This window comes from Nanhaiella sioensis (assembly GCF_046557775.1).
GTDB lineage: Bacteria > Bacillota > Bacilli > Bacillales > SM2101 > Nanhaiella > Nanhaiella sioensis.
This window is the reverse complement of the sequence record NZ_JBKAEG010000002.1, coordinates 86,681-108,313: the sequence shown is the minus strand read 5'-3', so window position 1 is coordinate 108,313 and position 21,633 is coordinate 86,681. Positions and strand designations below refer to the sequence as shown.

General features: G+C 32.5%; 22 protein-coding genes and 1 pseudogene. 16 read left to right on the top strand and 7 right to left on the bottom strand.

Annotated elements, in window-relative coordinates; genetic code table 11:
- Positions 1 to 531: 531 nt before the first annotated feature.
- The 4 genes from V1503_RS23845 to V1503_RS23830 all read left to right on the top strand — a co-directional run bounded on the left by V1503_RS23845 (position 532) and on the right by V1503_RS23830 (position 2,051).
- A complete protein-coding gene (locus V1503_RS23845) occupies positions 532 to 1,056 on the top strand; it encodes a hypothetical protein (protein WP_410629645.1) in 525 nt (174 codons plus the stop codon).
- A gap of 149 nt (positions 1,057 to 1,205) precedes the next feature.
- A complete protein-coding gene (locus tag V1503_RS23840) occupies positions 1,206 to 1,469 on the top strand; it encodes a hypothetical protein (protein ID WP_410629644.1) in 264 nt (87 codons plus the stop codon).
- Positions 1,470 to 1,502: 33 nt separating this feature from the next.
- Positions 1,503 to 1,817 carry a hypothetical protein gene (locus tag V1503_RS23835; RefSeq protein ID WP_410629642.1) on the top strand — a complete coding sequence of 105 codons (315 nt, stop codon included), beginning with the start codon at positions 1,503 to 1,505 and terminating at the stop codon, positions 1,815 to 1,817.
- 99 nt (positions 1,818 to 1,916) lie between these two features.
- On the top strand, positions 1,917 to 2,051 hold the full coding sequence (locus tag V1503_RS23830; protein WP_410629640.1) for a hypothetical protein: 135 nt from the start codon (positions 1,917 to 1,919) through the stop codon (positions 2,049 to 2,051).
- Between the two features lie 541 nt (positions 2,052 to 2,592).
- Here V1503_RS23830 and V1503_RS23825 read toward each other — a convergent pair.
- From V1503_RS23825 to V1503_RS23815, 3 genes are all read right to left on the bottom strand, one after another.
- Positions 2,593 to 2,778 carry a hypothetical protein gene (locus V1503_RS23825; protein WP_410629638.1) on the bottom strand — a complete coding sequence of 62 codons (186 nt, stop codon included), beginning with the start codon at positions 2,776 to 2,778 and terminating at the stop codon, positions 2,593 to 2,595.
- Positions 2,779 to 2,832: 54 nt separating this feature from the next.
- Positions 2,833 to 3,510 carry a SurA N-terminal domain-containing protein gene (locus V1503_RS23820; protein WP_410629636.1) on the bottom strand — a complete coding sequence of 226 codons (678 nt, stop codon included), beginning with the start codon at positions 3,508 to 3,510 and terminating at the stop codon, positions 2,833 to 2,835.
- Positions 3,511 to 3,593: 83 nt separating this feature from the next.
- Positions 3,594 to 4,052, bottom strand: a complete 459-nt coding sequence (locus tag V1503_RS23815) for a hypothetical protein (protein ID WP_410629634.1) — start codon at positions 4,050 to 4,052, stop codon at positions 3,594 to 3,596.
- Between the two features lie 552 nt (positions 4,053 to 4,604).
- Between V1503_RS23815 and V1503_RS23810 the strand changes: the two genes are divergently transcribed.
- The gene (locus V1503_RS23810) at positions 4,605 to 5,138 is read left to right on the top strand and encodes a C1q-like domain-containing protein (RefSeq protein WP_410629632.1); all 534 of its coding nucleotides are present in this window, start codon (positions 4,605 to 4,607) and stop codon (positions 5,136 to 5,138) included.
- 1,189 nt (positions 5,139 to 6,327) lie between these two features.
- On the top strand, positions 6,328 to 7,452 hold the full coding sequence (locus V1503_RS23805; RefSeq protein WP_410629630.1) for a hypothetical protein: 1,125 nt from the start codon (positions 6,328 to 6,330) through the stop codon (positions 7,450 to 7,452).
- Positions 7,453 to 8,488: 1,036 nt separating this feature from the next.
- Here V1503_RS23805 and V1503_RS23800 read toward each other — a convergent pair.
- Both V1503_RS23800 and V1503_RS23795 read right to left on the bottom strand, forming a co-directional pair.
- Positions 8,489 to 8,626 carry a hypothetical protein gene (locus tag V1503_RS23800; RefSeq protein ID WP_410629628.1) on the bottom strand — a complete coding sequence of 46 codons (138 nt, stop codon included), beginning with the start codon at positions 8,624 to 8,626 and terminating at the stop codon, positions 8,489 to 8,491.
- A 171-nt stretch (positions 8,627 to 8,797) separates the two neighbouring features.
- Positions 8,798 to 9,004: a peptidoglycan recognition protein family protein gene (locus V1503_RS23795; protein ID WP_410629626.1), complete on the bottom strand. Its 207-nt coding sequence runs from the start codon at positions 9,002 to 9,004 to the stop codon at positions 8,798 to 8,800.
- A 147-nt stretch (positions 9,005 to 9,151) separates the two neighbouring features.
- Here V1503_RS23795 and V1503_RS23790 point away from each other — a divergent pair, with 147 nt between their 5' ends.
- The 3 genes from V1503_RS23790 to V1503_RS23780 all read left to right on the top strand — a co-directional run bounded on the left by V1503_RS23790 (position 9,152) and on the right by V1503_RS23780 (position 10,073).
- Positions 9,152 to 9,421, top strand: coding sequence for a hypothetical protein (locus V1503_RS23790; protein WP_410629625.1), 270 nt, complete (start codon positions 9,152 to 9,154; stop codon positions 9,419 to 9,421).
- A gap of 183 nt (positions 9,422 to 9,604) precedes the next feature.
- Positions 9,605 to 9,871, top strand: a complete 267-nt coding sequence (locus V1503_RS23785; protein ID WP_410629623.1) for a hypothetical protein — start codon at positions 9,605 to 9,607, stop codon at positions 9,869 to 9,871.
- Positions 9,861 to 10,073 carry a hypothetical protein gene (locus V1503_RS23780; RefSeq protein WP_410629621.1) on the top strand — a complete coding sequence of 71 codons (213 nt, stop codon included), beginning with the start codon at positions 9,861 to 9,863 and terminating at the stop codon, positions 10,071 to 10,073. The genes V1503_RS23785 and V1503_RS23780 overlap by 11 nt, the downstream gene beginning before the upstream one ends.
- Positions 10,074 to 10,281: 208 nt before the next feature.
- Here V1503_RS23780 and V1503_RS23775 read toward each other — a convergent pair whose 3' ends face one another.
- A complete protein-coding gene (locus V1503_RS23775) occupies positions 10,282 to 10,494 on the bottom strand; it encodes a hypothetical protein (RefSeq protein WP_410629619.1) in 213 nt (70 codons plus the stop codon).
- Positions 10,495 to 11,054: 560 nt separating this feature from the next.
- Here V1503_RS23775 and V1503_RS23770 point away from each other — a divergent pair.
- From V1503_RS23770 to V1503_RS23750, 5 genes and pseudogenes are all read left to right on the top strand, one after another.
- Positions 11,055 to 11,438 carry a PadR family transcriptional regulator gene (locus tag V1503_RS23770; protein ID WP_410629618.1) on the top strand — a complete coding sequence of 128 codons (384 nt, stop codon included), beginning with the start codon at positions 11,055 to 11,057 and terminating at the stop codon, positions 11,436 to 11,438.
- 1,086 nt (positions 11,439 to 12,524) lie between these two features.
- Positions 12,525 to 12,818 carry a hypothetical protein gene (locus tag V1503_RS23765; RefSeq protein ID WP_410629616.1) on the top strand — a complete coding sequence of 98 codons (294 nt, stop codon included), beginning with the start codon at positions 12,525 to 12,527 and terminating at the stop codon, positions 12,816 to 12,818.
- A gap of 32 nt (positions 12,819 to 12,850) precedes the next feature.
- Complete coding sequence (locus V1503_RS23760; RefSeq protein WP_410629614.1) at positions 12,851 to 13,306, top strand: restriction endonuclease; 456 nt, start codon at positions 12,851 to 12,853, stop codon at positions 13,304 to 13,306.
- On the top strand, positions 13,306 to 13,812 hold the full coding sequence (locus tag V1503_RS23755) for a DUF4652 domain-containing protein (protein ID WP_410629612.1): 507 nt from the start codon (positions 13,306 to 13,308) through the stop codon (positions 13,810 to 13,812). Before V1503_RS23760 ends, V1503_RS23755 begins: the two co-directional genes overlap by 1 nt.
- A 255-nt stretch (positions 13,813 to 14,067) precedes the next feature.
- Positions 14,068 to 15,354 (top strand): annotated as a pseudogene (locus V1503_RS23750) (IS3 family transposase).
- An 88-nt stretch (positions 15,355 to 15,442) separates the two neighbouring features.
- On the opposite strand, the gene V1503_RS23745 reads toward V1503_RS23750, so the two are convergent.
- Positions 15,443 to 17,659 carry a hypothetical protein gene (locus tag V1503_RS23745; RefSeq protein ID WP_410629610.1) on the bottom strand — a complete coding sequence of 739 codons (2,217 nt, stop codon included), beginning with the start codon at positions 17,657 to 17,659 and terminating at the stop codon, positions 15,443 to 15,445.
- 983 nt (positions 17,660 to 18,642) lie between these two features.
- Between V1503_RS23745 and V1503_RS23740 the strand changes: the two genes are divergently transcribed.
- Both V1503_RS23740 and V1503_RS23735 read left to right on the top strand, forming a co-directional pair.
- Positions 18,643 to 19,236 carry a TetR/AcrR family transcriptional regulator gene (locus V1503_RS23740; protein ID WP_410629609.1) on the top strand — a complete coding sequence of 198 codons (594 nt, stop codon included), beginning with the start codon at positions 18,643 to 18,645 and terminating at the stop codon, positions 19,234 to 19,236.
- A gap of 932 nt (positions 19,237 to 20,168) precedes the next feature.
- Positions 20,169 to 20,969, top strand: coding sequence for an HBL/NHE enterotoxin family protein (locus tag V1503_RS23735; protein WP_410629607.1), 801 nt, complete (start codon positions 20,169 to 20,171; stop codon positions 20,967 to 20,969).
- Positions 20,970 to 21,633 lie beyond the last annotated feature (664 nt).

The window sequence follows — 21,633 nt, the reverse complement described above, 5'->3', positions numbered from 1 at the left end:
TGAAGTTACTAAAAGGAGAAAATATATCACTAACTTTAGAGAACAGATAAAGAAGCTCAATGATTAAAGAGTCGTATAGTCCTAAGGCCATGACAATATTATTCAACGATATTGGCGCGCTTGTGGAACAACCGAAGTAGAAAATGATCGAACTTTTTTATAAAAATTCACATTAAAAATAGGGGAAAAGCCCATTTTGATCAAACTTTATTCCAAACCAGCAATTAACAATGATGTAAATAAACTCTTTTAAATTTATCAAAAAGTTAAATAGTCACTGTTTAGCATTAAATAGTGGTTATTCCACAATATGGCGCTTTTCAGAAATGATACTGAACAGCGTCTTTCTCTATGTTTTGAGCAATATTGCATAAATCTAATATTGTAGTAACCTTAATGGACATTGTGTTTGTTAATAAAGATGAAATTCCATAAAAATTACATTATTTACATAGTTAATTCGACTATAATTTCATGATATGATTTCCTTTGCTAAACATCATAAGAACTATATAAGGGTGGATACTTTTCATGAAAAAAATTTTTATCAAAACTTTAATTGGTTTGATATTGTTAATACTAATTGCTCAATCGTACCTGATATATGAAAAGATCGAGAAAGAGAATCAACTTAAAAGGGACTTATACCTTCAATTCATCGATAATGAAATTTCCTTTGCTAATCAAATTAATGTACTTTCAGATGCTACAGTAGAGGGAATAATGGATCCTATTCCTCTAAATATTTTAACAATAAAGTCATTTAGCCTTTTAGAATATACTAAAGAGCCATTAAGACCTTATTTAGGTTTTTCAGTTGAATTTCTTGAATTTATGCTTTATTCCTCTAATGAGGTAAACCATATATACAACAGGTTCCTTACAAAAACTTTAACTCAAGATGATTTAAATAATTTAAAAGAGCTTATCTCTACCCATCAGGAATTTATTAAAGGTATGGATAATGAGTATATAAAGAATCTAGAAAAAGCATCAATATCAGATATCAGAGAAGATTTACAAAAAAGGATGAAGGCAATTAATGAAGAAAGTTAAGGGAGACTGGAAACAGTTCCACAATATGGCGCAAGAAACTAGTAAAGGCTATCTGGACTATGTTAAGGATAGTTACCTATTAAGTAAACACAAGTGATATTGTGTTTAGTAATCGACACAAATTATTCAATGCGGGGAGGAATATATAAATGAAAACAAACCTTAATAATATTAAAGTTAATGACATTAAAGGAAAGTTGTTTAATCTTAATTTAGGTGGGGCTGACATACTTAAAGAGTTGACAGAGGGGACAACAGAGAAAATACTAATAAACATTTCTAGTGCTGGTGACTTTATAAGAAGAAATGAAATTCTTAACGAAGACGACAATGTAGTAAAAGTAGTTAACTTTCATTTTGAAGAATTAAACGATGTTGAAGGTAAGGTAACGAAAGTAGAAATAATTATGTAAATATAAATAAGAAATGTAGTGGAGGAGAATGATTTGTTATACGATAAAGTGTCTGTTGAATCATTTAAGTCAGTATTAGATGAATACGAGGATAGTCCAATACAAGCATTGATAGAACAAGAAGGAGTTGGATCTGTATTTGATTTTCAAGAACTTGTGATAAATTCAGCAGGAGGTCTAATTAATATTGAGGACAAACTTAGTAAAAATAGTTTTACTGTTAAGGAATCAGAGATTGTAGAAATTACAGATATGTTTTTTACGGAAGAAATTAATTGGCGTGAAGCAGCATATGAAGTTAAATGTAAGAACAACATAAAAATACATATTGATATTCTTGATAACTAATATTAACCACAATGATTATTGAGTCGATTAGTTTCCCTAAAATCGAAAGGAACATTGTAAATCAATGTCGAACCCTTAAGGGTAAAAGGGGGCAATCTAATGATTTCAGCTGGAACAATGATTCAAGATATTATTGAAGGGATATCGACAGTATTCTCGATGATTTTCTCGATGATCCCAACATATGCTATTCTGGCATTAATAGGACTAGTTGTATTTAAGAAATTGACTTAAGAGTAATTATTTGGGAAACTATGGTATAATTGGAATACAATAGCGAATTTCTAAGGGTGGTCGGCTTCATTCCCCATGAGTGAAAGGGGGTGAAGCATATGACAGTATTTCAATCATTGATGTTTGCCGTGGCGTTTGCTGGGCTTGTTATTTCGATACTGTCTTATAATAAAAACGACAAAAAAATAGACCACCCTTAACTCTTTAGCCGGAGCGATTGGTGGTCTATTTTTGGCTATTCAAGCCGATCCCCTAAGGAATTGTTTATTGTATGACCATAAGTGTTGAGAGCACTTGCGGTCTTTCTTATTGTATGCAGTTACTGCTTGTCTATGATTAGAATAACATAATTGTTGGAAATTGTAAAAGTTGTGGGTGATATTATCATTTCCTTTTAGCTGCACCATTTATTTAACTACACTATTTTCCATTTATCTATCATAAGTTGCTCATATTGACTCTTCATGAACAGGTAGGGAAGAGTCTACACCAGTTTCTCTACTCTCTATTTTGATTACTAAGGCTTAGCTTTTTTGTTTACTTAGTCATCTTTCTCTTTCTCCTTTATAAGTTTAATTGCTGCAACCAAACTAGAACCTATAATAATAAGAGATGCTATGGAGCTTGTAGTCATTCCAATCTGTCGGACAAATATGTTTTGAAAAAGAATGTACAAACAAACTGTAATAATGACTACATTGATAGCCATATAAAATATTTTATTCATAGATGTATATCCTCCAAGTTCTAATTCCTATATATATATAATTGAATATATTCTTTAAAGAAAAATAACTATTTTTTCTTCCTCAATCAATTTATCAATTATTTTATTTATCTCATCATCTCTAAGTTTTTCTTCCAACTCTTCTTTAATAAAATCTCTTAGTTCATTAAAGCTTGGAATTTCTCTTTCTTTTGACATTCTTTCCATTATACTATACTCTTCTTTAAGGTCAGATTCATCTACTTCTTCAATTTTAATCTCTTGATTGACGTATTTTTCGTACAAGAGACTTTCTTTAATTTGTTCTTCTACATCCTGAACAGTCATATTTAGATCCTTTAGGCTATTGACGAAGTCTTCCTCCGTATTATAATTACTTTTTAATTCAATTAAATTTTCTTCAATTTCAGAACTAGAAATTTGATAGTCCTTCTTCTCAGCTTTTTGTAGAATATATTTGTTTTTTATAAGTATGTTTGCTACGTATTTTTTTTCTGCATTTGAAACTTCCTCAGGTTCTTTTACATCAAATTTTAATAAAGTAAATAATTTATTAAGTTCTTTCCCTTTAATTTCTTCCTCATTTACAGTAGCGATAATTTCATCGTTATTTACTACCTCAAAAGTTTTAGGGATACTATCATTATTTGAAATAGTGTCTTCATTCGTACTACAACCACTTATTATAATAAGGGATAGAAATAAACTAACAATAAATCTAATATTTTTCATAATTTGATACCCACCTATATTTATTAAAAAGCAAGCCAAACGGCTTGCTATTATATAACATTATTACATATTTATTCTATTTATTATTTTGCTGCGGTTTTTCCTATAACGTGGTCATAAGTCATCCACTCTTCCATAGTATCCACATTTCTTACAGCTACATCAAAATATCCCCAATAATTCATTGTAACTTCATCAGCTTTATAAATATATTTATATAATTGAAACTCATTTTTGGGTTTATCATCATCTACAAATGCTGACCATGATATAGAAGTTCCTATAATTCTCATTGCATAATCAAGTGTTTTATAGGCAGTTATACCAGGAATCCAAGATATTAAAGCAAGTGCAAGAGCTGATTCATTAGAGTTATCCGTTGGATCTCCATAAACCGTCTCTTTATCCAAGTCATAAAAAGTATGTCCTGGATTCGCAGCAGAAGCTGACTTAGTAGTAGGAACGCTAATAGCAACTAGTAACATACTGGTGATAATTGCTATTATTGTTACTTTATTAAAAGATTTTAAACTTAGTGACATTTTATTCTCTCCCTTGTTTTTATAAGTATTTATGTAAAAAATGTTATATCGAAAAAGTTTTAAAGCTGTGAGGAGAAAAATACGAATAATGAATATAGTACCTTTTTATTCATTGTTTTCCTCTGTTAGTAAATTTTATTTATTGCAGTAATCGTACATTAGTAACAAAGGTTATGTATATAGGCTTAATTTACTACTGAATGGAAAAATATTTATGTTTTTGAAAAAAAACGCATGTATAAATTGTAATATTTTCTATTAAAAATATTATTTTCCTATAATTTAGTATTATAGAATTAAGTATTTACCTATTTATTCCTTTGACAAAATTGTGAATTAAGAATTGGGGTTACAAACTTGTATTTTTGTATATCAATGAATAACATATTCAATTCTATTTTACATAATAGCAACTATAGGAACTTATTTGAAAATACATAATTAACATAGACTTCTACACATTTTAGTCACGTTATATATGTTAGTCCAACCTTTTATAACAAATAACCATACATATAAAAGTAAAAACAATTATAGAAGGTGAAAATAATAATGAAGGATAAAGATTGTAAATGTAGAGTTGTTCCACCACCACCACAAGGACCTCAAGGACCACCGGGGAAACAGGGACTTCAAGGGCCTCAAGGAATACCCGGTCTTTCTGATCCTCAGTCAGCATTTAGAGCAGAATTAATCAATGATATGCCTTTTGTTGGGGGGACCACCGTACAAGTTCCTTTCCCTAATTTAGTATTTGATTTAAATAATGAATATTCTCCTCTTACTTCAACGTTTACCCCTAATCAATCCGGAGTTTATGTTATAAATGCTACCGTTCATTTTAGAGCAACAGATTCTAATATTAACAATTCTGCTTTGTTAACAATTGTATTAGGTGTTCAAGTTTTAAGTAGGGCAACTAATGTTTTTGTAGCACCTTTTATTACGGGTGAGAATTCTATTACTACAAGTACCGTAGTACAATTACAGCCTGGGGATACTGTAGATGTTCTTTATTCAAATACTGTAGATGGGAACCTTATGTTTGATACAACTTTTGGAGCTGCAAGAGTACCATCACCTTAATAAAGATTTAGCTGGCAAGTAAGACCGTCAGCTTTTTTGAATACTCATGTATAAGATATACAATTCTAGTTGACATAATGATAACTATAGGAACCTACATGTTTTTATTAACGTTGATATGACAGCGTTCTATTAAAATGTAAATTTATCAAATATACACATTTTTATACATTGTTGAATTATAAAGGTTTTGAAGAGGGGTAATTTAATTATTTCCCGAATTTCTTGCATATAAAGTTTTGCAAAATGAGTTGTTAGTAAACACATCTTGAGTTGTGTTGTGCGCCCATAAGGGAGGCTATGAAAATCGCTTTTTGCAAAAGCGTGGGTTAAGTACGCATATAAATCCATCATTACCCACCTTATCCGAAAGGGAAACCTAACGGGGAGTGTAGCATGGTGTGGAAAGTCATGAGTTGGCGAGTCGCTACGTCACGACTGAATGGCAAAATGAAATGTCATAAACGAGGATGAAAGCTGTATTGCTTGAATGATAGTCTGAGAGTGGCCACTCAAACATATAACGAAAGGCGAATGAAACGTTATAAGGTTTAGATTATTGCACATAAGCACAGTGTAATAATAGCGGTACCTAAACCTATCGATCGTAATATACGTTAAAAGGCGAATGTCACATCCGACATTATGACAAGCTTGTTTCTAGTCACCTAAATGGGGATTGCCTAAGTTGGAATGCCTATAAGGCTATAATACACAAGGTATTTGAAAATCCGATAAGGTAACGGAGTCCTCGTAGTAGTCTGAGATAGGGAAAGCCTATTACATGGCGAAGGAGGATAGCTTATCAGTTTGATACAAAATGAGGTTAATGCGTGAGGCATTACAAAACCTTAGAGTAGTATTAAACAAGTCTAAATATTTAGATGATAGGTGGAGAGCCGTATACATTGAGAGGTGTACGTACGGTTCGGAGGGGAGCGTTTGGAAACCTATCGCAGAAATACGACAAGGCGCTGGGCGCTTACCCTACTACTAATTAGGTGTTATTTCACAATATGGCGCAAATTTCTTAGAAATACTTCCTTTCTTGTAAAAAGGGCTACTTTATGAAATAAAGTTGTTATCGAATAATGGTAATGATTATAATATAATAATTTATGGAAATATATCTATTTTCTTACTGGCTATTATGGATTATTTCAAAGTTTAGGAAAGATGTGATTTCTTTATGTCAAAAAAATTGCTATTTATATTGCTGTTCCTATTAATAATCAATCTCTTATTATGGCCAACGGTATATTATTTACTATCTGAAACGAAGAATAGCCGAGAAACAATAGAAAACACACAGTTATCTACTGGAACTACTGAAAAAGAAGAAGACATTCATCAAATTGAAGAAACTAAAAATCTAACAAAAAAAGTTGAAAAGTCAACATCAAAAGAAACTCTTAATAATAAGATAAAATGGGTGAAGGAGGAACGTGGGGTCTTCGTAGTTTATACTTATAATGATGGTGGTGAAGTTGTAAATGTTGCATATAATGATCATTTGGACTATATCATTAAAAGCCTAGGTGAACCTGATTATACAGTACCATCACAAGGAGAATTTGATTCATTAGAGTATGTTTACGACAACTTATTCATTGGTATAAATGAAGAAACAAGTTTAGTAGTTAGTATCCATTTTGCCTCGGACGACTCTCTTTTACAAACAACATGGTATGAAGATTTAGGAGGTCCTGATTATGGGACAAAAGATGGTATACACTATTTCTATAACAGATATAAAGATCATATTTTAAAGTTTGATGTCTTTGAAGGCAATGTCAATGTATTATTATTCCCAAACTATTCTTTAGAAGAAAAAGAAGTTAGTGAGGAAATAGCAACAGAATTACCTTCAAGTAACGAAATAAAACAAAAAGAAGAATTTAAAACACTAGGAGATCTAATATACGGCGGAGATGTAGTAAAAATAGGACCATTTGGACCCTATAGCGTTCAAGGATACACGAGTTGGGCAATAGCTAAAGTTGTACCACTATATGGAGAAGCAGGCTATGTTCCTTATGGAGAGAACGGACAATTACCACAGCAAGTATTTAGTCCATTTGATAAAATAGTTCAAACTAGTGATTTATCTTTTTGGATAGAGCCTATAGAAGGATCTTCATTAATGATAATGAGTGGTGAAAAAACCAAATTTTATGTGTGTGTTAGAGTAGCGCAGAACCCAAAATATAACGACTACTACTTTTCGATGACACCAATGCTCTTACCACAAGGACATAGTAGTCCAATAGATATTTCAAAACTTATGAATATACATCTTAAAATATCTAAATAATTCAACTAAAACTCCTGTGAAGTGGTAGTAATTATTAAGATAGTAATTTTCCACAACTATCAATGTGTTGTTCAACAATATGGCGCAAGAGGCTAGGAAAGACTATCTGGAATTTCCCTATTAAGGAAACACCAGTGATACTGAGGTGATTAGATGGCGTTTAAAAGGAAATGGGACGAACTATCCGTCTCAGAAAAACGAGTAATAAGAACAATTTCATACCTTATAATCGCAATTATATTATGGATTATTGTGGCTTTTATTAAGTAAACATATTATTTTAAACCAACACTCTTAATAAGAGCAAGGCTTTAACTGATTAAGCAGTCTAATGAATAAAATAATGAGATAATGCCCAATATATAATGTGTGTGTAAGAGAGATACTTATCTCTTGCAGGCATCACGAATTATAAGTTACGTACGTTCAAACGTAACTTGTAGGGAAATATATCAATATACGTACACCTTAAGGGTATTGATATAACCTTAGCTCGATAGTGGCGACTATTGAGCTATTCGTGCTCAGGTGAGATGTAACCCTGTTCAATAACGAACAGGGCTGGATAAGGAGAAATTACCGACGCCTTAAATGAGGGATCGTAATTAGACGAGGCGGAGGTTACGACCCCTCACTTAAAACGTTATGTATAATTTCTAACAGAAGGGGCCGTGCATTTTACAAAGAGATGGACGTTCACTTGTTAAACACGGAAAAGCTTTCAGCAATGGAGGCAGGCATGAATTACCTAAAACGGCCCCTTGTGTTAAACATTAAAAAAAGTATTAGTACAATCCCTAAAATTATAATTCCCTAAGAATCCCTTTTTATACTCGTTTAATCAAAAATGTTGTCAGAAGACAAAATAGATAAACCTCACTCTGTATAAGAGCAAGGCTTTGTGAAGGGAGATAACTACACATCATTACGCACTGAATATAAAATATGTACTCCCTCGCCTTTTGGTGTCGACAAGGGAGTATTTTTGTATATTTTTGTATGCGTTATTTCAATGCTCGATCAACAATAACAGTATTTAAAAATATTGCTTCATCGAGAGTGATTTCTTTCTTTTCGCTTTTACTACCCACTTTTTACTTGTTAAAATATTACGGTCATATGCGTTTTGGTAGGCTTCCTCTAGCTCTTTGAAGTGCCAATCCTTTAATTTCATATATTCTACCTCCTTGTTTTCAAGTACCTTTTATAATCAAAAACAGGACACGCTTTCCAAGAGTATCCTGGAAACTCATTGTGTCCTTTCGTTTGCTTATAATTTGGCATGTCCTTAATTAATGCAGCATGTAATTCACGTAATGATTGTTCCTGTTCTTGAGTGGTTTTTTCATAAGTCACCTACAAGACAAATACCAATTGCATGTTTATTAGAATCTCCCACATGATAAGACATTACTCCTGGATTGTGACACCAGACTATTGTTCCATCTTTCAGTATGACAAAGTGATAACCAATACCTGGCCAGTTATGTGTTGATACATGGTAGTTTGCAAATGCTTCAGCACTACCCTCTTTTGTTAGAGAATGATGCATTACTATATATCGTTTTGATGCTATGCCATAATCCTTATACACTTTCCAGGAGTGTTTTTTAACCTGTACCGTTTATCCACTAACTTAGAGAGTTTTTGAAACTCATAATTGGGGTACACTCCTGAAAAGACTAAGACATATAATGAGTTGGGTTGGTTACTGACAAGTACAAATGCAAGTGATCAAGTAGAAGCATATACGAACAACATCAAAGGGTTAAATGAAACCTTTGTTGATAAAAAGGGACAAACCTTTACGTATTCGTACAGTCTATATAATGAACTTACCCATGTTTCTGTTACAGATTCAACAGGACAAGAAGTTCATACAGAAGACTACGAATATGATCCAACAACACGTTTAATTACTGAAGAGTCTAATAGCGAAGGACAAGTCTTAACGTATAAATATGATTAACGGAAACAACTAAAATCGCAAGAAGTAGTAGGTAAAACCTATACTTTTGGCTATGATGATTTTGATCGTCTAACCAGCTTGACCTAACCAGATCAGAAACAGGTAGAATATTCATATGATAACTTAAATCGAACCAAAACAGTCACATATGACAATAGCATGATTGGACAGTATGACTATGCTATGTCAACGAATGGTACCTCGTATTTATTTAATTATGCTGCTCCAACAATGGGGTTTAAGACAGATCGTAATCCATTTGGAGAGATTAATATACATGAGCATTCCGAGTCTGGAAGTAAAACGTGGAGTGAGTCGATTGACTATGATGGTTTTGGAAATATTTCTTTTATCAATAGAAACGATAGTCAAATGGATTTTGAGTATGATGAGCTAAACCGTATCGTACAAGAAAATCTTACTACTGGAGCAAGAGGGGATGGTAGATAATCCATTAAGCCTAAATAGATATACTTTTGTTCATAATAATCCACTTGTAAATTTTGATCCGACAGGTTATTGGTGTGTATCAGAAAGTGGAAGAGAAGCCCATGCTGGGCTATGTTTAAAAGATACTAGCACATGGTCTCCAGATATATTACACATAGGTGATTGGGTACTCGAGGGAGGAGAAAAGAAAAAAAGATGGTGAATTTTTGGAGCCCCATAACGTCCTTTACTCTCTTTATGGATGGCTGTCATTCGCTCAGTGATTTGTCTATTTTCTTTTTCACGTTTGGATTCAACCTTATTTAATGATTGATAATATGTACTACGAGGTATATTCAATACCTCACACATAAGTGACACTGGATGTTCTGTCGTTTTCTCTTGGATGAAGCCCGTTAGCTCGTCTGGATTTACTTTTTCGCGAATATGGCCATAGCCTTTTTTAATATTTCATTCTCCTCTTGAAGACGAAGCATCTGCTTTTGCATCTTAGAAATATCATCAGCCGGAAGGCTTGAACCATCTTCTGTTTCAATAGGAGAGTACTTCTTATTCCAATTATAAATAGACGCCATATTCATTACTAAGTTCTTTGACTGAGCTACCAGAACGGTAAAGTTCAACGATCATCTTCTTGAAATCTTGAGTATATTTTTTGCCTGTATTTTTGTTTCCTATCCGGACACAACCTTTCTATGTACATTTTAAGTACTTAACGTTTTTGTGTCCATAAAACTATACTAACTCCACTTACTGTATTAATAAAGTATCTAGATAACTATAGAAAGTACAAAGATGATATGGTAATTCTTCATGCGGATCTTATAACTATTTCATTAGTACTTAATATACTACAGAAAAAACTACTATCAACAATAAATAATTTAGTAAAACAGAAATTCGCTGTCTAAATAAAAATAGAAAGGGAACGCGCGATGTTGGCACGGGCTGATAAAGATGGCGAGGAATCTACGTATAAACATTTAACTGATTTTAATGATGTTGGCACCCTAAATCGATCACCATTCTTTTATTAGCATAATATTATTTTTGATCACATTTTATTCTAAAGAAACATTTGTAGATTCTCTTGTAGACTATTATCTATATATAATTTGGAGTTGCTACTAAGTAGGTTTTTTGTGTTAAACTTATTATTAAAGGGCAGAAGGAGGAATAGTTAATGTCCCATAAGAATAATCCTAAGAAATTTGCACTGAATATGAGCGCGGCTCAATTCACAAAATTTTACATCTTACACTTATTGAAGGAAAAACCGAGTGGAATGATAAGTGAACACTTTAAAAAGGAGTTCAAAAAAGTTGGTGGCAACTGGGTACCTGCTCCATCTACACTCCTGGATGCTCTCCATGACATGACACTAGATGGGCTACTATCCCGTACAACTGATTTTAAATCTCATGAAAAGAGAAGACAAAAAGTCTATTGGTATTGTTTAACAGACAAAGGAACAGAAGAACTTGAAGTATTAAAGAAAAAATATCTAATTCTCTTTCAAGAGCAAAAGGAAATTATAGAACGGATATTGAATAGTGTTTTTACTTAAAAAATAAACACCAACCTACCTATCCTAGTAAGTTGGTGCTATTTTTGCTATAAGCTATATACACTTCTTATTTTTTTCTCTGCTTCTAACAACTGACCTAAAGCCCAGAATATAATATCAATTTTTTACAGTTGATAATTTATTCTTATACATAGGGAATTTCTTATCAAACAACTCTAAAGTACTATTTAGATAATTTGATTCGATAATATCACCATAAACTTCTAAAATATATTTCTGTTTATTGACTTTGCCTTGTATTTTCTCTAGTTTATTGCCTGTACAATCTGAAAATCCAAATACTACCTTAACCCCCTTTGTCGAATATTGGATAATCTGTACTATTATAAGGCATATATGCTATTCCTCCTAATTTATATTTGTCAGATATGAATAATTGTCAGACATCATAAATTATAAACCTACTAATGTGAAATTATTCATCAATGAATGGGAATCTTAGAGAATATCAATAGTAATTTCTCAAAATCAAGGAAGAATGTAGTGAAAGCTAGAGTAATAGCTATAAAAAATTGGTTCAATCAGAAATGTACTGGATGATCTCGTAATACGAATGGAACAAATCTGAAATAAAGATAATTTTCGTTTTTCTTAATAGATCAAGGTGGTATTGCCTAAGTATTCAATATTTAAATAATTGGTTTAAGTTATAAGGGTAGAGTAATCTTCATTTGTTCCGGCTGTATAAATGCAGGTATCCATTTCATTATCCCTCTATCTTTCAAACGTATCACCTCAGTACTTATTATATACGAAAGTATGTTCGTTTGGTGGAAGAAAAATAAAATTTTCTGGTGTCCTGTCCACACATTCAGTATCGAAAATTCATAATGTATAGTTGGATGGGAATTTCCAACTTATTGCCGTTACTCTTATGAGTAGGGGTTTTTTATTTTGCATTTATCATCATATAGTAACATAGGTGAAAAGATAATTTTGTCTGAGAAGCATTAGTCAACAAAAGTCAAACAACATAAAGCCATCCCTTTACAAAAGTATGATTAAAGTATATGATAGTATATACTAAGTATATTAAAAGTAAAGTAAAAGAGAAGAGGGGTATTAATGGTATTAATTAAAATTAAAGAAGTTCCATCAAGCAGAGAAGCACTAAAAGAAAGAGTTAGAAGAGCATGGCGTATAAATCCTAACAGATTGTATAATCAAGATCAGGCAATTGCTGTACATAAAGGTGAGGTTCTAGAGGTTTATAAAATATTGGGGTACACAAAAGATGCTATTGAACCAGACAGAGTTGCTTTTGAATTAGAGGAAATGGAAAGTGATCTTAAAGGAAAGCACATAGTATCTCGGACTTCTAATCCTTGCACAATTGTTGATTCTTTAGACTTCAAATAGGGTTTAATAAAATTGATTAGAGGTGAATAGTATTGATAAACTGGAAGCAAGTTGATCATAGACATTTTGAAAAGTTTGTTTATTCTATACTGCGAAGAATGGAATTTAAGAATATACAATGGTTTGGACGGGGAGGCTCTGATCAAGGAAGGGATGTTGTCGCTAAAACATACGAAACACTTCCATTTAATTTAGGATATGAAAGAAAATGGGTCTTTCAATGCAAGAAATGGGCTACAATGCCTAATAATAGTACAATAGTAAATGAAATTATTACCGTAAACGAACTCCACTCACCAGATTTTTGGGTAATGGTTATCCCAGTAGATTTAACATCATCGCAACTTGACTTCATCGAATCTTTAAATAGAAATTATCCATTCAAAATTATTATTATACCTTTAGTTCATATTGAAGAAATGCTATTTGAGTTTCCAGAAACTAAAAACATCCTTATTAACGGGGATATAGAAGGAGCTGTTGAATAATGTATCAACTTGAATACGATGAAACTCGTAACGAAATACTTCAAATAGATCCAGACGGAAAGAAAACAGTAATAACAGATGATTCTCCATCAATACCAATCATATCACCAAATGGAAAGAAAGCAGTGTATATCTCTCCTTTAGAGTGGGAGCGCCTAGGAAGCCTTCATTTATATGATTTGGAAAATGGGACTATAGCGAATATCATTGAGCCTGACATAGATCAAAATATACCTAAATATGCTTTATGGATAGATGATGACAATATTGCAGTTATAATTGGTTTTGGTGATGGTACAGTAGCAGTAGGTGGGAATGTATTTATCTACAACATCACAGATCATATTCTAAAACAAATAACTGACTACTCAAAAGAAATACAGATAACCAATATCAAAATGATAAATGAAACTCTAAGTCTAAAAGGCATAAAATATATAGATGATATTTTTGCTGAATTCAAAGAATTTGAAGATACCATTTCACTTAATGAATTTGCTCTATAGAATAACAAAAAATGAATTAGCTGGCACATGCAGATGTCAAATTTTTTAGTAAACACAAGTGATATTGAGTGGAACAAATATTTTTCTCTAAATGCACCAACAACAGAACATATAATGTATTACACTGGCATAATGAAATAAAGAAAAGCCCGACTCTTTTATAAAATGTACCCTATAGAGTAGACACTTTTAAAAAAACTCCCTATAGGGTACATTTTTGTATAATGGAGAAACACAACTAGAGAAATACTTCGGATTGGAGAAAACTATGAGTAAAAAGATTTTTTCGGAGAAAGAGATCAAACTTTTATCTTCTAACATTTATGTTAAATCAGTAAGCTCAAAAGGAATAACTTATACAGAGGAATTCAAACATATTTTTATTACAGAAAAAGAAAAAGGCAAGTTTCCAAGAGAGATATTCGAAGAATATGGGTTTGATGTAGAGATTTTAGGGACGGATAGAATTAAATCTGCAAGTAAGAGGTGGCAATTAGCTTACAAGGAGAATGGTGTAACAGGTTTACGTGACGCTAGAGCTGAAAATTCAGGCCGTCCGAGAAAAATGGAGCTTTCCCTAGAAGAGGAAAATGCTCGCTTACAGTCTCAACTTAACCTGCTGAAGGCGGAAAATGAACTTTTAAAAAAGATTCGTTTTGCAGAAAGGGGGATAAGAAAGTAACACTTCCTCCAAACCAAAAATTTACTCTTATTCGCTCTGTTATTGAGAAATATCAATTAGAAAATATGGTGACCTACCTTTGTAAAGTAGCCGGCGTTTCTAGAAGTGGTTATTATAAGTACTTTTCAGAGAAGCCCCAGAAACAAAGAGAACTAAAAGACGAAAAAGATGAGATAGTAAAAGAGATTATTTTAAAGGCCTTCTATTTCAAAGGAAGGAAAAAAGGGGCACGTCAAATCAAAATGACTTTGGCGGGTCAATTTGGTGTTGTCTATAATTTGAAGCGTATACGACGAATGATGAAATCAACACAAGAACATAGGATTGTATCCAATCTGTTGGACCGACAATTTAAGCAAGATGTCCCTGGAAAAGTACTCCTAACCGACATCACATATTTATTTTACGGAAGGGGTCAGAAAGCCTATTTATCCACTATTAAAGATGGATCGACCAATGAAATCTTAGCCTATCACGTATCAGATCGTATAACCATGAATTTAGCTACGGATACCCTATTAAAGCTAAAGAAGAATCTAAGCTTTAGAAAGGTAGAAGGTGCATTGATACATTCTGATCAAGGTACCCACTATACACACCCTGATTTTCAAAAGTTAGTAAAGAAACTTGGATTACATCAATCTATGTCTAGAAGAGGAAACTGTTGGGATAATGCTCCTCAAGAATCCTTCTTTGGACATTTTAAGGATGAGGCTTATATTAAACCATGTACGACACTAAACGAACTAAAACTTGAAATTAAGCAATATATGATTTATTACAATAAATACAGATATCAATGGAATTTAAAGAAGATGACCCCTGTTCAATACAAAGATCACCTTCTTAATGTAGCCTAGGCTTTTTTTTAAATGTCCTTTACAAAGGGTACACTTTAAAGTTTCCAGAGTCTTTTATGTGAGATTAAAATCTTTATAGGAGATAAATTTATTCAATCACCTGCTTAATATCTGCTCCAGCAGTTAAAATAGTACCTGTTCCACTTTTAAACCCAGCTGGATAAATTGTTGTTCTAAGCCAGTCTGCAGGTTTATCAAAGGAATATGTTAACGTATAATAATCCCATTCATTCGTAATATCAAAAGTAGAATAGATATCATTATCTCCATTCCCACCATCATTATTACCTTGGCTTCTCATTCGCAAAGAAACAGTCTGGGATGGTGCCCCATCTGAAGTCTTCAGCCAAACACCCAAGGAATACGTCTTTCCATTTGGATTAATATAAATAGTCTGATTAACAAAGTCTGTTGAATTTAAACCATTTGCTGATACTTCAACGACAGATTTCCCATCGTATGTTTCGCCTGTTTTTTGACTTGTCGTATTGTTTGAATGATTAAAAGACTCAACACTTAACGAAACATTGACATCTTCCCCAAGTAACGACCATCTATTTACTTCTCCAGCATTTAAAAGCTTAGTAGAACCTTCCTTTAATTCGACTTGATTTAAATACCAATCAATTGAAGACGGTCTATAGTTATCATCTCCATGCAAGAATACACTTGGAGCATATTTTTCTGCATAATTGGCTGCAGCTGCATAATCCTCAGTTGTTAAGTCAGTAACATCACCAGTTGAAGGCGCATTTACGTTATCATTATTTTTGAACCAACCTTTACCAATACTATATGTTGGGCTGTTTGAACTATTTCCCCATTTCCCGTCAAACTTTTGAGCCCAATGATACAAACTATTATTTTTATCAAAACTTACGAGTTCAAAGTTTCTACTAATATCCCAAACTGGTCCAAGATCAGTAGCCTCAGGTAAAAGAGCAGCACCTGTAGCATCATCCCTCGTAATATCACCTGCGTAATTATAGTTTGCATGTGAATTTATAGCTGAATACATAATAGGTCTTTCAATATCTCCCACAGTCCAAGCACTACTGTGCATATCTTGTCCATCTTCAGTATTAATATCAGTTTTTAATAATACAAAATCCTTTGTATCTGTTCCAATTGATACGTTAGGTTTTACTGCATAAGATTGTTCGGAAATTTTGTTCGGAGAGTCGAAGTTTTTACTAATATAGAGCTTCCCTTTCGACTGATTTTCATGTGCTTCAATGATAGTTCCATCATTTGCAAGAGTGACAGATGAATTTGCTCCACTGTCGTATCTTTCCCCACTGAAATCACCTTGATCCCATGTGACTTTTGTCCCGTTATTAGTAATACGGCCAGTATATTTGTATAATGTACCACCGCTTTTGTTTTCATGTGTTTCAACGACAGTCCCGCTGTCATTTACGGCTATACTAGAACGCTTACCATTATCGTATTTACGAGATGAGTTCCAGTCAATTGCACCATTTACAATCTGACCAGTTCGTATATATAATTCACCACCGCTCCGGTTTTCATGCGTCTCAACAACAACACCATCATTCGTCGCATCAATATAAGAATTCTTTCCGCTATCATATTTTGTTCCACTATTATTTCCTGCGTTCCATACTACCGTTGTACCATCAATCTTTCCTACATATGAATAAAGATTAGGTGAAGTTGAAGACTCACTTTGATGAGTTGCAATCACGGTACCGTCGTCTAATAACGCGACTGAAGGATTCTTTCCTCCGTTGTCATATTTATGTGCTCCATTCCATTTAATCTTACCATTAGCATTAATGCTACCTGTCTTTACATATAGTTCTCCACCTGACTCTGACTCATGGACTTCTACCACTTGTCCATTGTTGTTCACATCAACTGAATAGTTCTGTCCATCAGCGTATTGTTGACCATCACCAATTGGTGTATACGGCGCAATAGATGCTTTAGAAAGATTCCATTCGGAACCTTCATGTTGACTATATTTTGCATCGATAATTTTGTCAGTCTTTTTGTCTATAATTAACTGAACACCTTCCCAGTCTCCCTCATGATCACCCTGTCCGAAAATTATTGATCCATTATAAGGGTAAAAGAATCTGTAGTTAATACCCACTTTATCTCCATATTCTAAAACTTGTGTATACGCCTTTGCTGAAGACAAATTTCCATTTCTGGTGCTATTATTAACTATTTTCAGATGCTGATCATTCGTCGCAGCTTCAACTAGATTATTAAATGAAAATGGAGACACTACTAATGCTGCTAGAGTTAGTGAGCTAATAGCTTGTTTTATATTCATTATAATTCTCCTTTATGATATGAGTATGATATAAGCGCGTTTGTTATGACAGATTTCGATTACTATAGTAGAACTTGTGCTACTTCAACATCATTTAAAATCACGTCTATATCAACTTCATTAAAAACCATAGCATATACAGATAGAGGAACTATCGTAGGTGTAATCCAGTCAATAAGCTACTGAAACATCAGTTGTTACAATATCTTTTTTTAAAATTTATCTTTTTATAAATAATAAACCTCTCTTCATAACTTTAGGGGATAGTAGAAAAAACAATTAATATATCACTATATATAGGTAGTACTAACTAACAATAAAGTAAACAATTTTGCTAGATTTATCAACATGAAAATATATACATTTTCATTTAAGAGAAGATAAAGGTACTTATAATGTATATCACCTAGTAGGGGAGTATCATTTTCATCCATCACGTCATTTAAATTTTTAAGAGTAAGATCCACTTTTAATGGTTATAGTTGAACAAAGATGATAAGATAAAATTAGATGGAACAGTTGGAGAACCTACTGTTTATTATTCAGCAGATAATTATAGTGTAATTGCAATTATAAAATGGTATTTGAATTCCATAACAACATCTATCAGAAAACAACATTCTCATAGTTTTTAACTCAGAAATTATTCCAGGTAGTAACAAACAGAGGTTAAAGGTGCGGTTTAACATTGAGTAGTTATTATTTATAGAATGGAAATCAATAGAGAGTGTATAGTTGCAAGCTGATGAACCTCATTAAGTAGAGATAAAGATTCTAAATCATAGCAATACAGAATGAAAAGAAGTAAGAGTTGATTTTAAAACAGATTGGAAATATATCTGTATAACATCTGATCAACCATTAACTATAATAATGCCTGTTGTAATTGGCTAAGTGAATTGATGATTAACCAAATGCAATAAAACATCTTAATTGTGAAACAATAAGGAGTGATGATTTGAATCATGGAGAGGACAAGTAAAATGAGTGATCAAAAGATACGTAATAAAGAATATACAAGACAGAAAATAATAGATGTAGCAATAAAACTAATTGCTGAACAAGGATATAAAACGACTACTCTTTTGCAAATCTCTAATGAGGCAGGAGTATCAGAAATGACTGTTATTCGACATTTTCAAACAAAAGAAAATATCTTAATTGAGAGTATTAAAACGCTAAATTCTTATCTCCCCCAAATTAAGCAATTTATTAAGACAGAAGCAGTTTATGAGCTTGAACATGATATAAAGAAAATTATCACATTGATTCAAGAAAGTATTCTTAAAAATCGACAAATAATGACGATTGTGCTAAATGAAAAAGAATTCGAACATAAAATAGATAAAGAAATGCCATTAGATATAATAAAGGTATTAGCAGATTATTTTAAATTAATGAAAGAAAAAAAGAAGATGCGTCAACTAGACACAGAAGCAGTTGCTTTTGACATACTTTCGTTTTTAAGTGGAACGGCTTCGTTATCATCACGCTTTGGAGACAAATTAACTTCGACAACAGAGAAGGAATCAATTGATACATTTGTACAAATTCTCTCAAAAGGATTAAAACCTTAGGCATTTCTTCAGCGATTTCAATCGTAAAATGACAAAACTTCTACTGATATAATTACTAGTAATTCGTTAATCAGTGGTGCATTATGACATTGCTACTATAGGTTGGAAACCTTCAATGTAACTACTTTTTTATAATGGTAAATAAAACATAGCAATGCCTTCCCTACTCAAAGAGTGGGGGGATTTTTATGTCGGCTTGCCAGTGTAACAATTTCTATAACCCATATTGGTTTGTATCAGTATTAAAAAGGGCTCTGTTAAAGTTTATTGTGTATTGTGAGTTATTGAGATAATGGCTCCATTTCTTCAATAAGCCTTTGTCTAATTGTTTATTTATATTTTTTTAGTAATAAATAGTATGATTCATTCCTTGGTGTTCATCTGTATATTTTTTTACCCTACAAAGACAACCCCTTTACTGGCATACATTTCATATTTCCTTGATACCTCAAAAACAAATCACCATTTTTTATATTAAGTATGTTCTTTTAGTAAAAAAAATTAGAGATTTTCTTGTCCTGTCCACACTATTAAAGGGGAAAAATTATATTGTATAGTCGGATGGGATTCTCAACTTAATTGCTTTTACACTTACGTGTAAAGGTTTTTTGGCATTTATCTATACATAGTACATAATAGAGAAGATAAATTCCTCTGAGAGAGATATTGCAACACTGTTTTAAATGAAAAAGCTCCCATATATCTGTGCTACAAGATTGCTCACAATCAAATTGCTTAAAATGAGGATCTATACCAGAAGTGCAGTATTATTATGTGTAGAAACCCATTATCATATATCTATCTACAGAAAATGATCTTTTCTACTAATTTTACATAAAATCACATAACTTTTTCGCAGATTCATCACATATAAGTAGTATCATCAATTTAGTAATGAAATTAAATTAATCACTTTAAAGGAGAGACGGTTCATGAAGATTTCAAAAATGGCAATTACAGCTACAGCTCTAGCAACAATCTTATCTTCACAGGCATTTACAGCAAATGTAGCAGCTGCATCTCCTGAAACAGCAGAAAGCGCTAATGTTTCAGTAGCTTCAATAGAGCTATCTGCTCGCAATATCTATAACTATGTTGATATTATCGGGAAAATTGCACCATTAAATAGTTCGCATATCTCTGACCTAACAGTTCATATGGAAAGAGCAAGTGAAACTGCTAAACTATTTCCTAGTGAATTATATCCAGAAATCAATCGAAATCTTCAAGATACTATTAGTTTTAGCGATAAATTTAATGTATATACTGAAAAAATCCGAGATGTTATTTCTAATAAAGACATCGAGACAGCTATTCAAGGATTGGAATTATTAAAAATAGATTTGGAGAATGTTAGAAGTTCCACAGAAGAAAGTATCTATATTACTAAGGATTATAGAGAAAAACTTGAGGAAGATCTAAACAATTTTAAACAAGATAAAATTGTAGCAGAGGCATATGACGAAGATAATGTTGCAACGACGTTAGATTATTATATTTCTGCTATGGAGTATGGTTATGATGGGATTAGTTATTTAACAGACGATTTCGCATTGCTAAATAACAATATAACCAGTATTGTAGACGACATTGATAGTATTTTGAACAATACAGAATATCTTTCGATCTTTGGGAATGCACAGTTAGATAAAATTCAAAAAGAATGGAATAGTGCTTTGGTTCTTGCACAAGAATTACAAATATCAATACAAGCTACAGTATATCAATCATAATCTACTGATTGACTTAATGGAGGAATACCCTCTAGTAGAGTGGACTGTATTTGAAAGTTTTCCACTAAATGAATCGAATATAGATAAACTGAAACCAAAACTATATAACGAGATAAATTTTTGAATAGAAGTTCCTAGATCTATCTTCGCTAAGCTCGTGTCTAAAAAGAATGACAATGAATAAGTGTTCTCTCTTTATCACTCTCGCTTTTGCTCCTGAACGAGTGGTGTCCGTACAAGAGTTAGTTACATTAAAGGGTTAATATAATGAACACTAGGGTAACCGGTTATTTGTTTACAACAATAGAAAAAAAGACGCTGACGTAGTGTAGAAATAATAGTGACCTTGCAAAATGCATAATAAGAAAATCCCTTACTCAATGAGTAGGGGTTTTTGATGTTTGCTATGGTTTCTACATAGATTCTACTCACCTTTTTGAAAATTTGGTGACGTTAATACATCGGCAAGTACTTTCAGCTACTACTGTACCGCTTGTTCCATTATCCATTATTGAAAGTATAAGCAGCTGACCTGTTTTCTCCCAAGTATAGAAGCAGTGTACGTATTGTTATGGTCTGGGGGTTATTTGCGAGCCTAGGCCTTAAAATAATCATTGATCCTACTGCTACGATTAACACTTAAATCTGAAATTTCTATGTCTGT

Coding starts and splice junctions, on each gene's coding strand:
- V1503_RS23735 (WP_410629607.1), top strand. CDS start 20,169: ATGAAGATTTCAAAAATGGCAATTACAGCTACAGCTCTAGCAACAATC.
- V1503_RS23770 (WP_410629618.1), top strand. CDS start 11,055: ATGTCCCATAAGAATAATCCTAAGAAATTTGCACTGAATATGAGCGCG.
- V1503_RS23800 (WP_410629628.1), bottom strand. CDS start 8,626: ATGAAATTAAAGGATTGGCACTTCAAAGAGCTAGAGGAAGCCTACCAA.
- V1503_RS23795 (WP_410629626.1), bottom strand. CDS start 9,004: ATGCATCATTCTCTAACAAAAGAGGGTAGTGCTGAAGCATTTGCAAAC.
- V1503_RS23825 (WP_410629638.1), bottom strand. CDS start 2,778: ATGAATAAAATATTTTATATGGCTATCAATGTAGTCATTATTACAGTT.
- V1503_RS23780 (WP_410629621.1), top strand. CDS start 9,861: ATGGTAGATAATCCATTAAGCCTAAATAGATATACTTTTGTTCATAAT.
- V1503_RS23815 (WP_410629634.1), bottom strand. CDS start 4,052: ATGTCACTAAGTTTAAAATCTTTTAATAAAGTAACAATAATAGCAATT.
- V1503_RS23820 (WP_410629636.1), bottom strand. CDS start 3,510: ATGAAAAATATTAGATTTATTGTTAGTTTATTTCTATCCCTTATTATA.
- V1503_RS23745 (WP_410629610.1), bottom strand. CDS start 17,659: ATGAATATAAAACAAGCTATTAGCTCACTAACTCTAGCAGCATTAGTA.
- V1503_RS23830 (WP_410629640.1), top strand. CDS start 1,917: ATGATTTCAGCTGGAACAATGATTCAAGATATTATTGAAGGGATATCG.
- V1503_RS23840 (WP_410629644.1), top strand. CDS start 1,206: ATGAAAACAAACCTTAATAATATTAAAGTTAATGACATTAAAGGAAAG.
- V1503_RS23805 (WP_410629630.1), top strand. CDS start 6,328: ATGTCAAAAAAATTGCTATTTATATTGCTGTTCCTATTAATAATCAAT.
- V1503_RS23785 (WP_410629623.1), top strand. CDS start 9,605: ATGTCAACGAATGGTACCTCGTATTTATTTAATTATGCTGCTCCAACA.
- V1503_RS23740 (WP_410629609.1), top strand. CDS start 18,643: ATGAGTGATCAAAAGATACGTAATAAAGAATATACAAGACAGAAAATA.
- V1503_RS23765 (WP_410629616.1), top strand. CDS start 12,525: ATGGTATTAATTAAAATTAAAGAAGTTCCATCAAGCAGAGAAGCACTA.
- V1503_RS23755 (WP_410629612.1), top strand. CDS start 13,306: ATGTATCAACTTGAATACGATGAAACTCGTAACGAAATACTTCAAATA.
- V1503_RS23845 (WP_410629645.1), top strand. CDS start 532: ATGAAAAAAATTTTTATCAAAACTTTAATTGGTTTGATATTGTTAATA.
- V1503_RS23810 (WP_410629632.1), top strand. CDS start 4,605: ATGAAGGATAAAGATTGTAAATGTAGAGTTGTTCCACCACCACCACAA.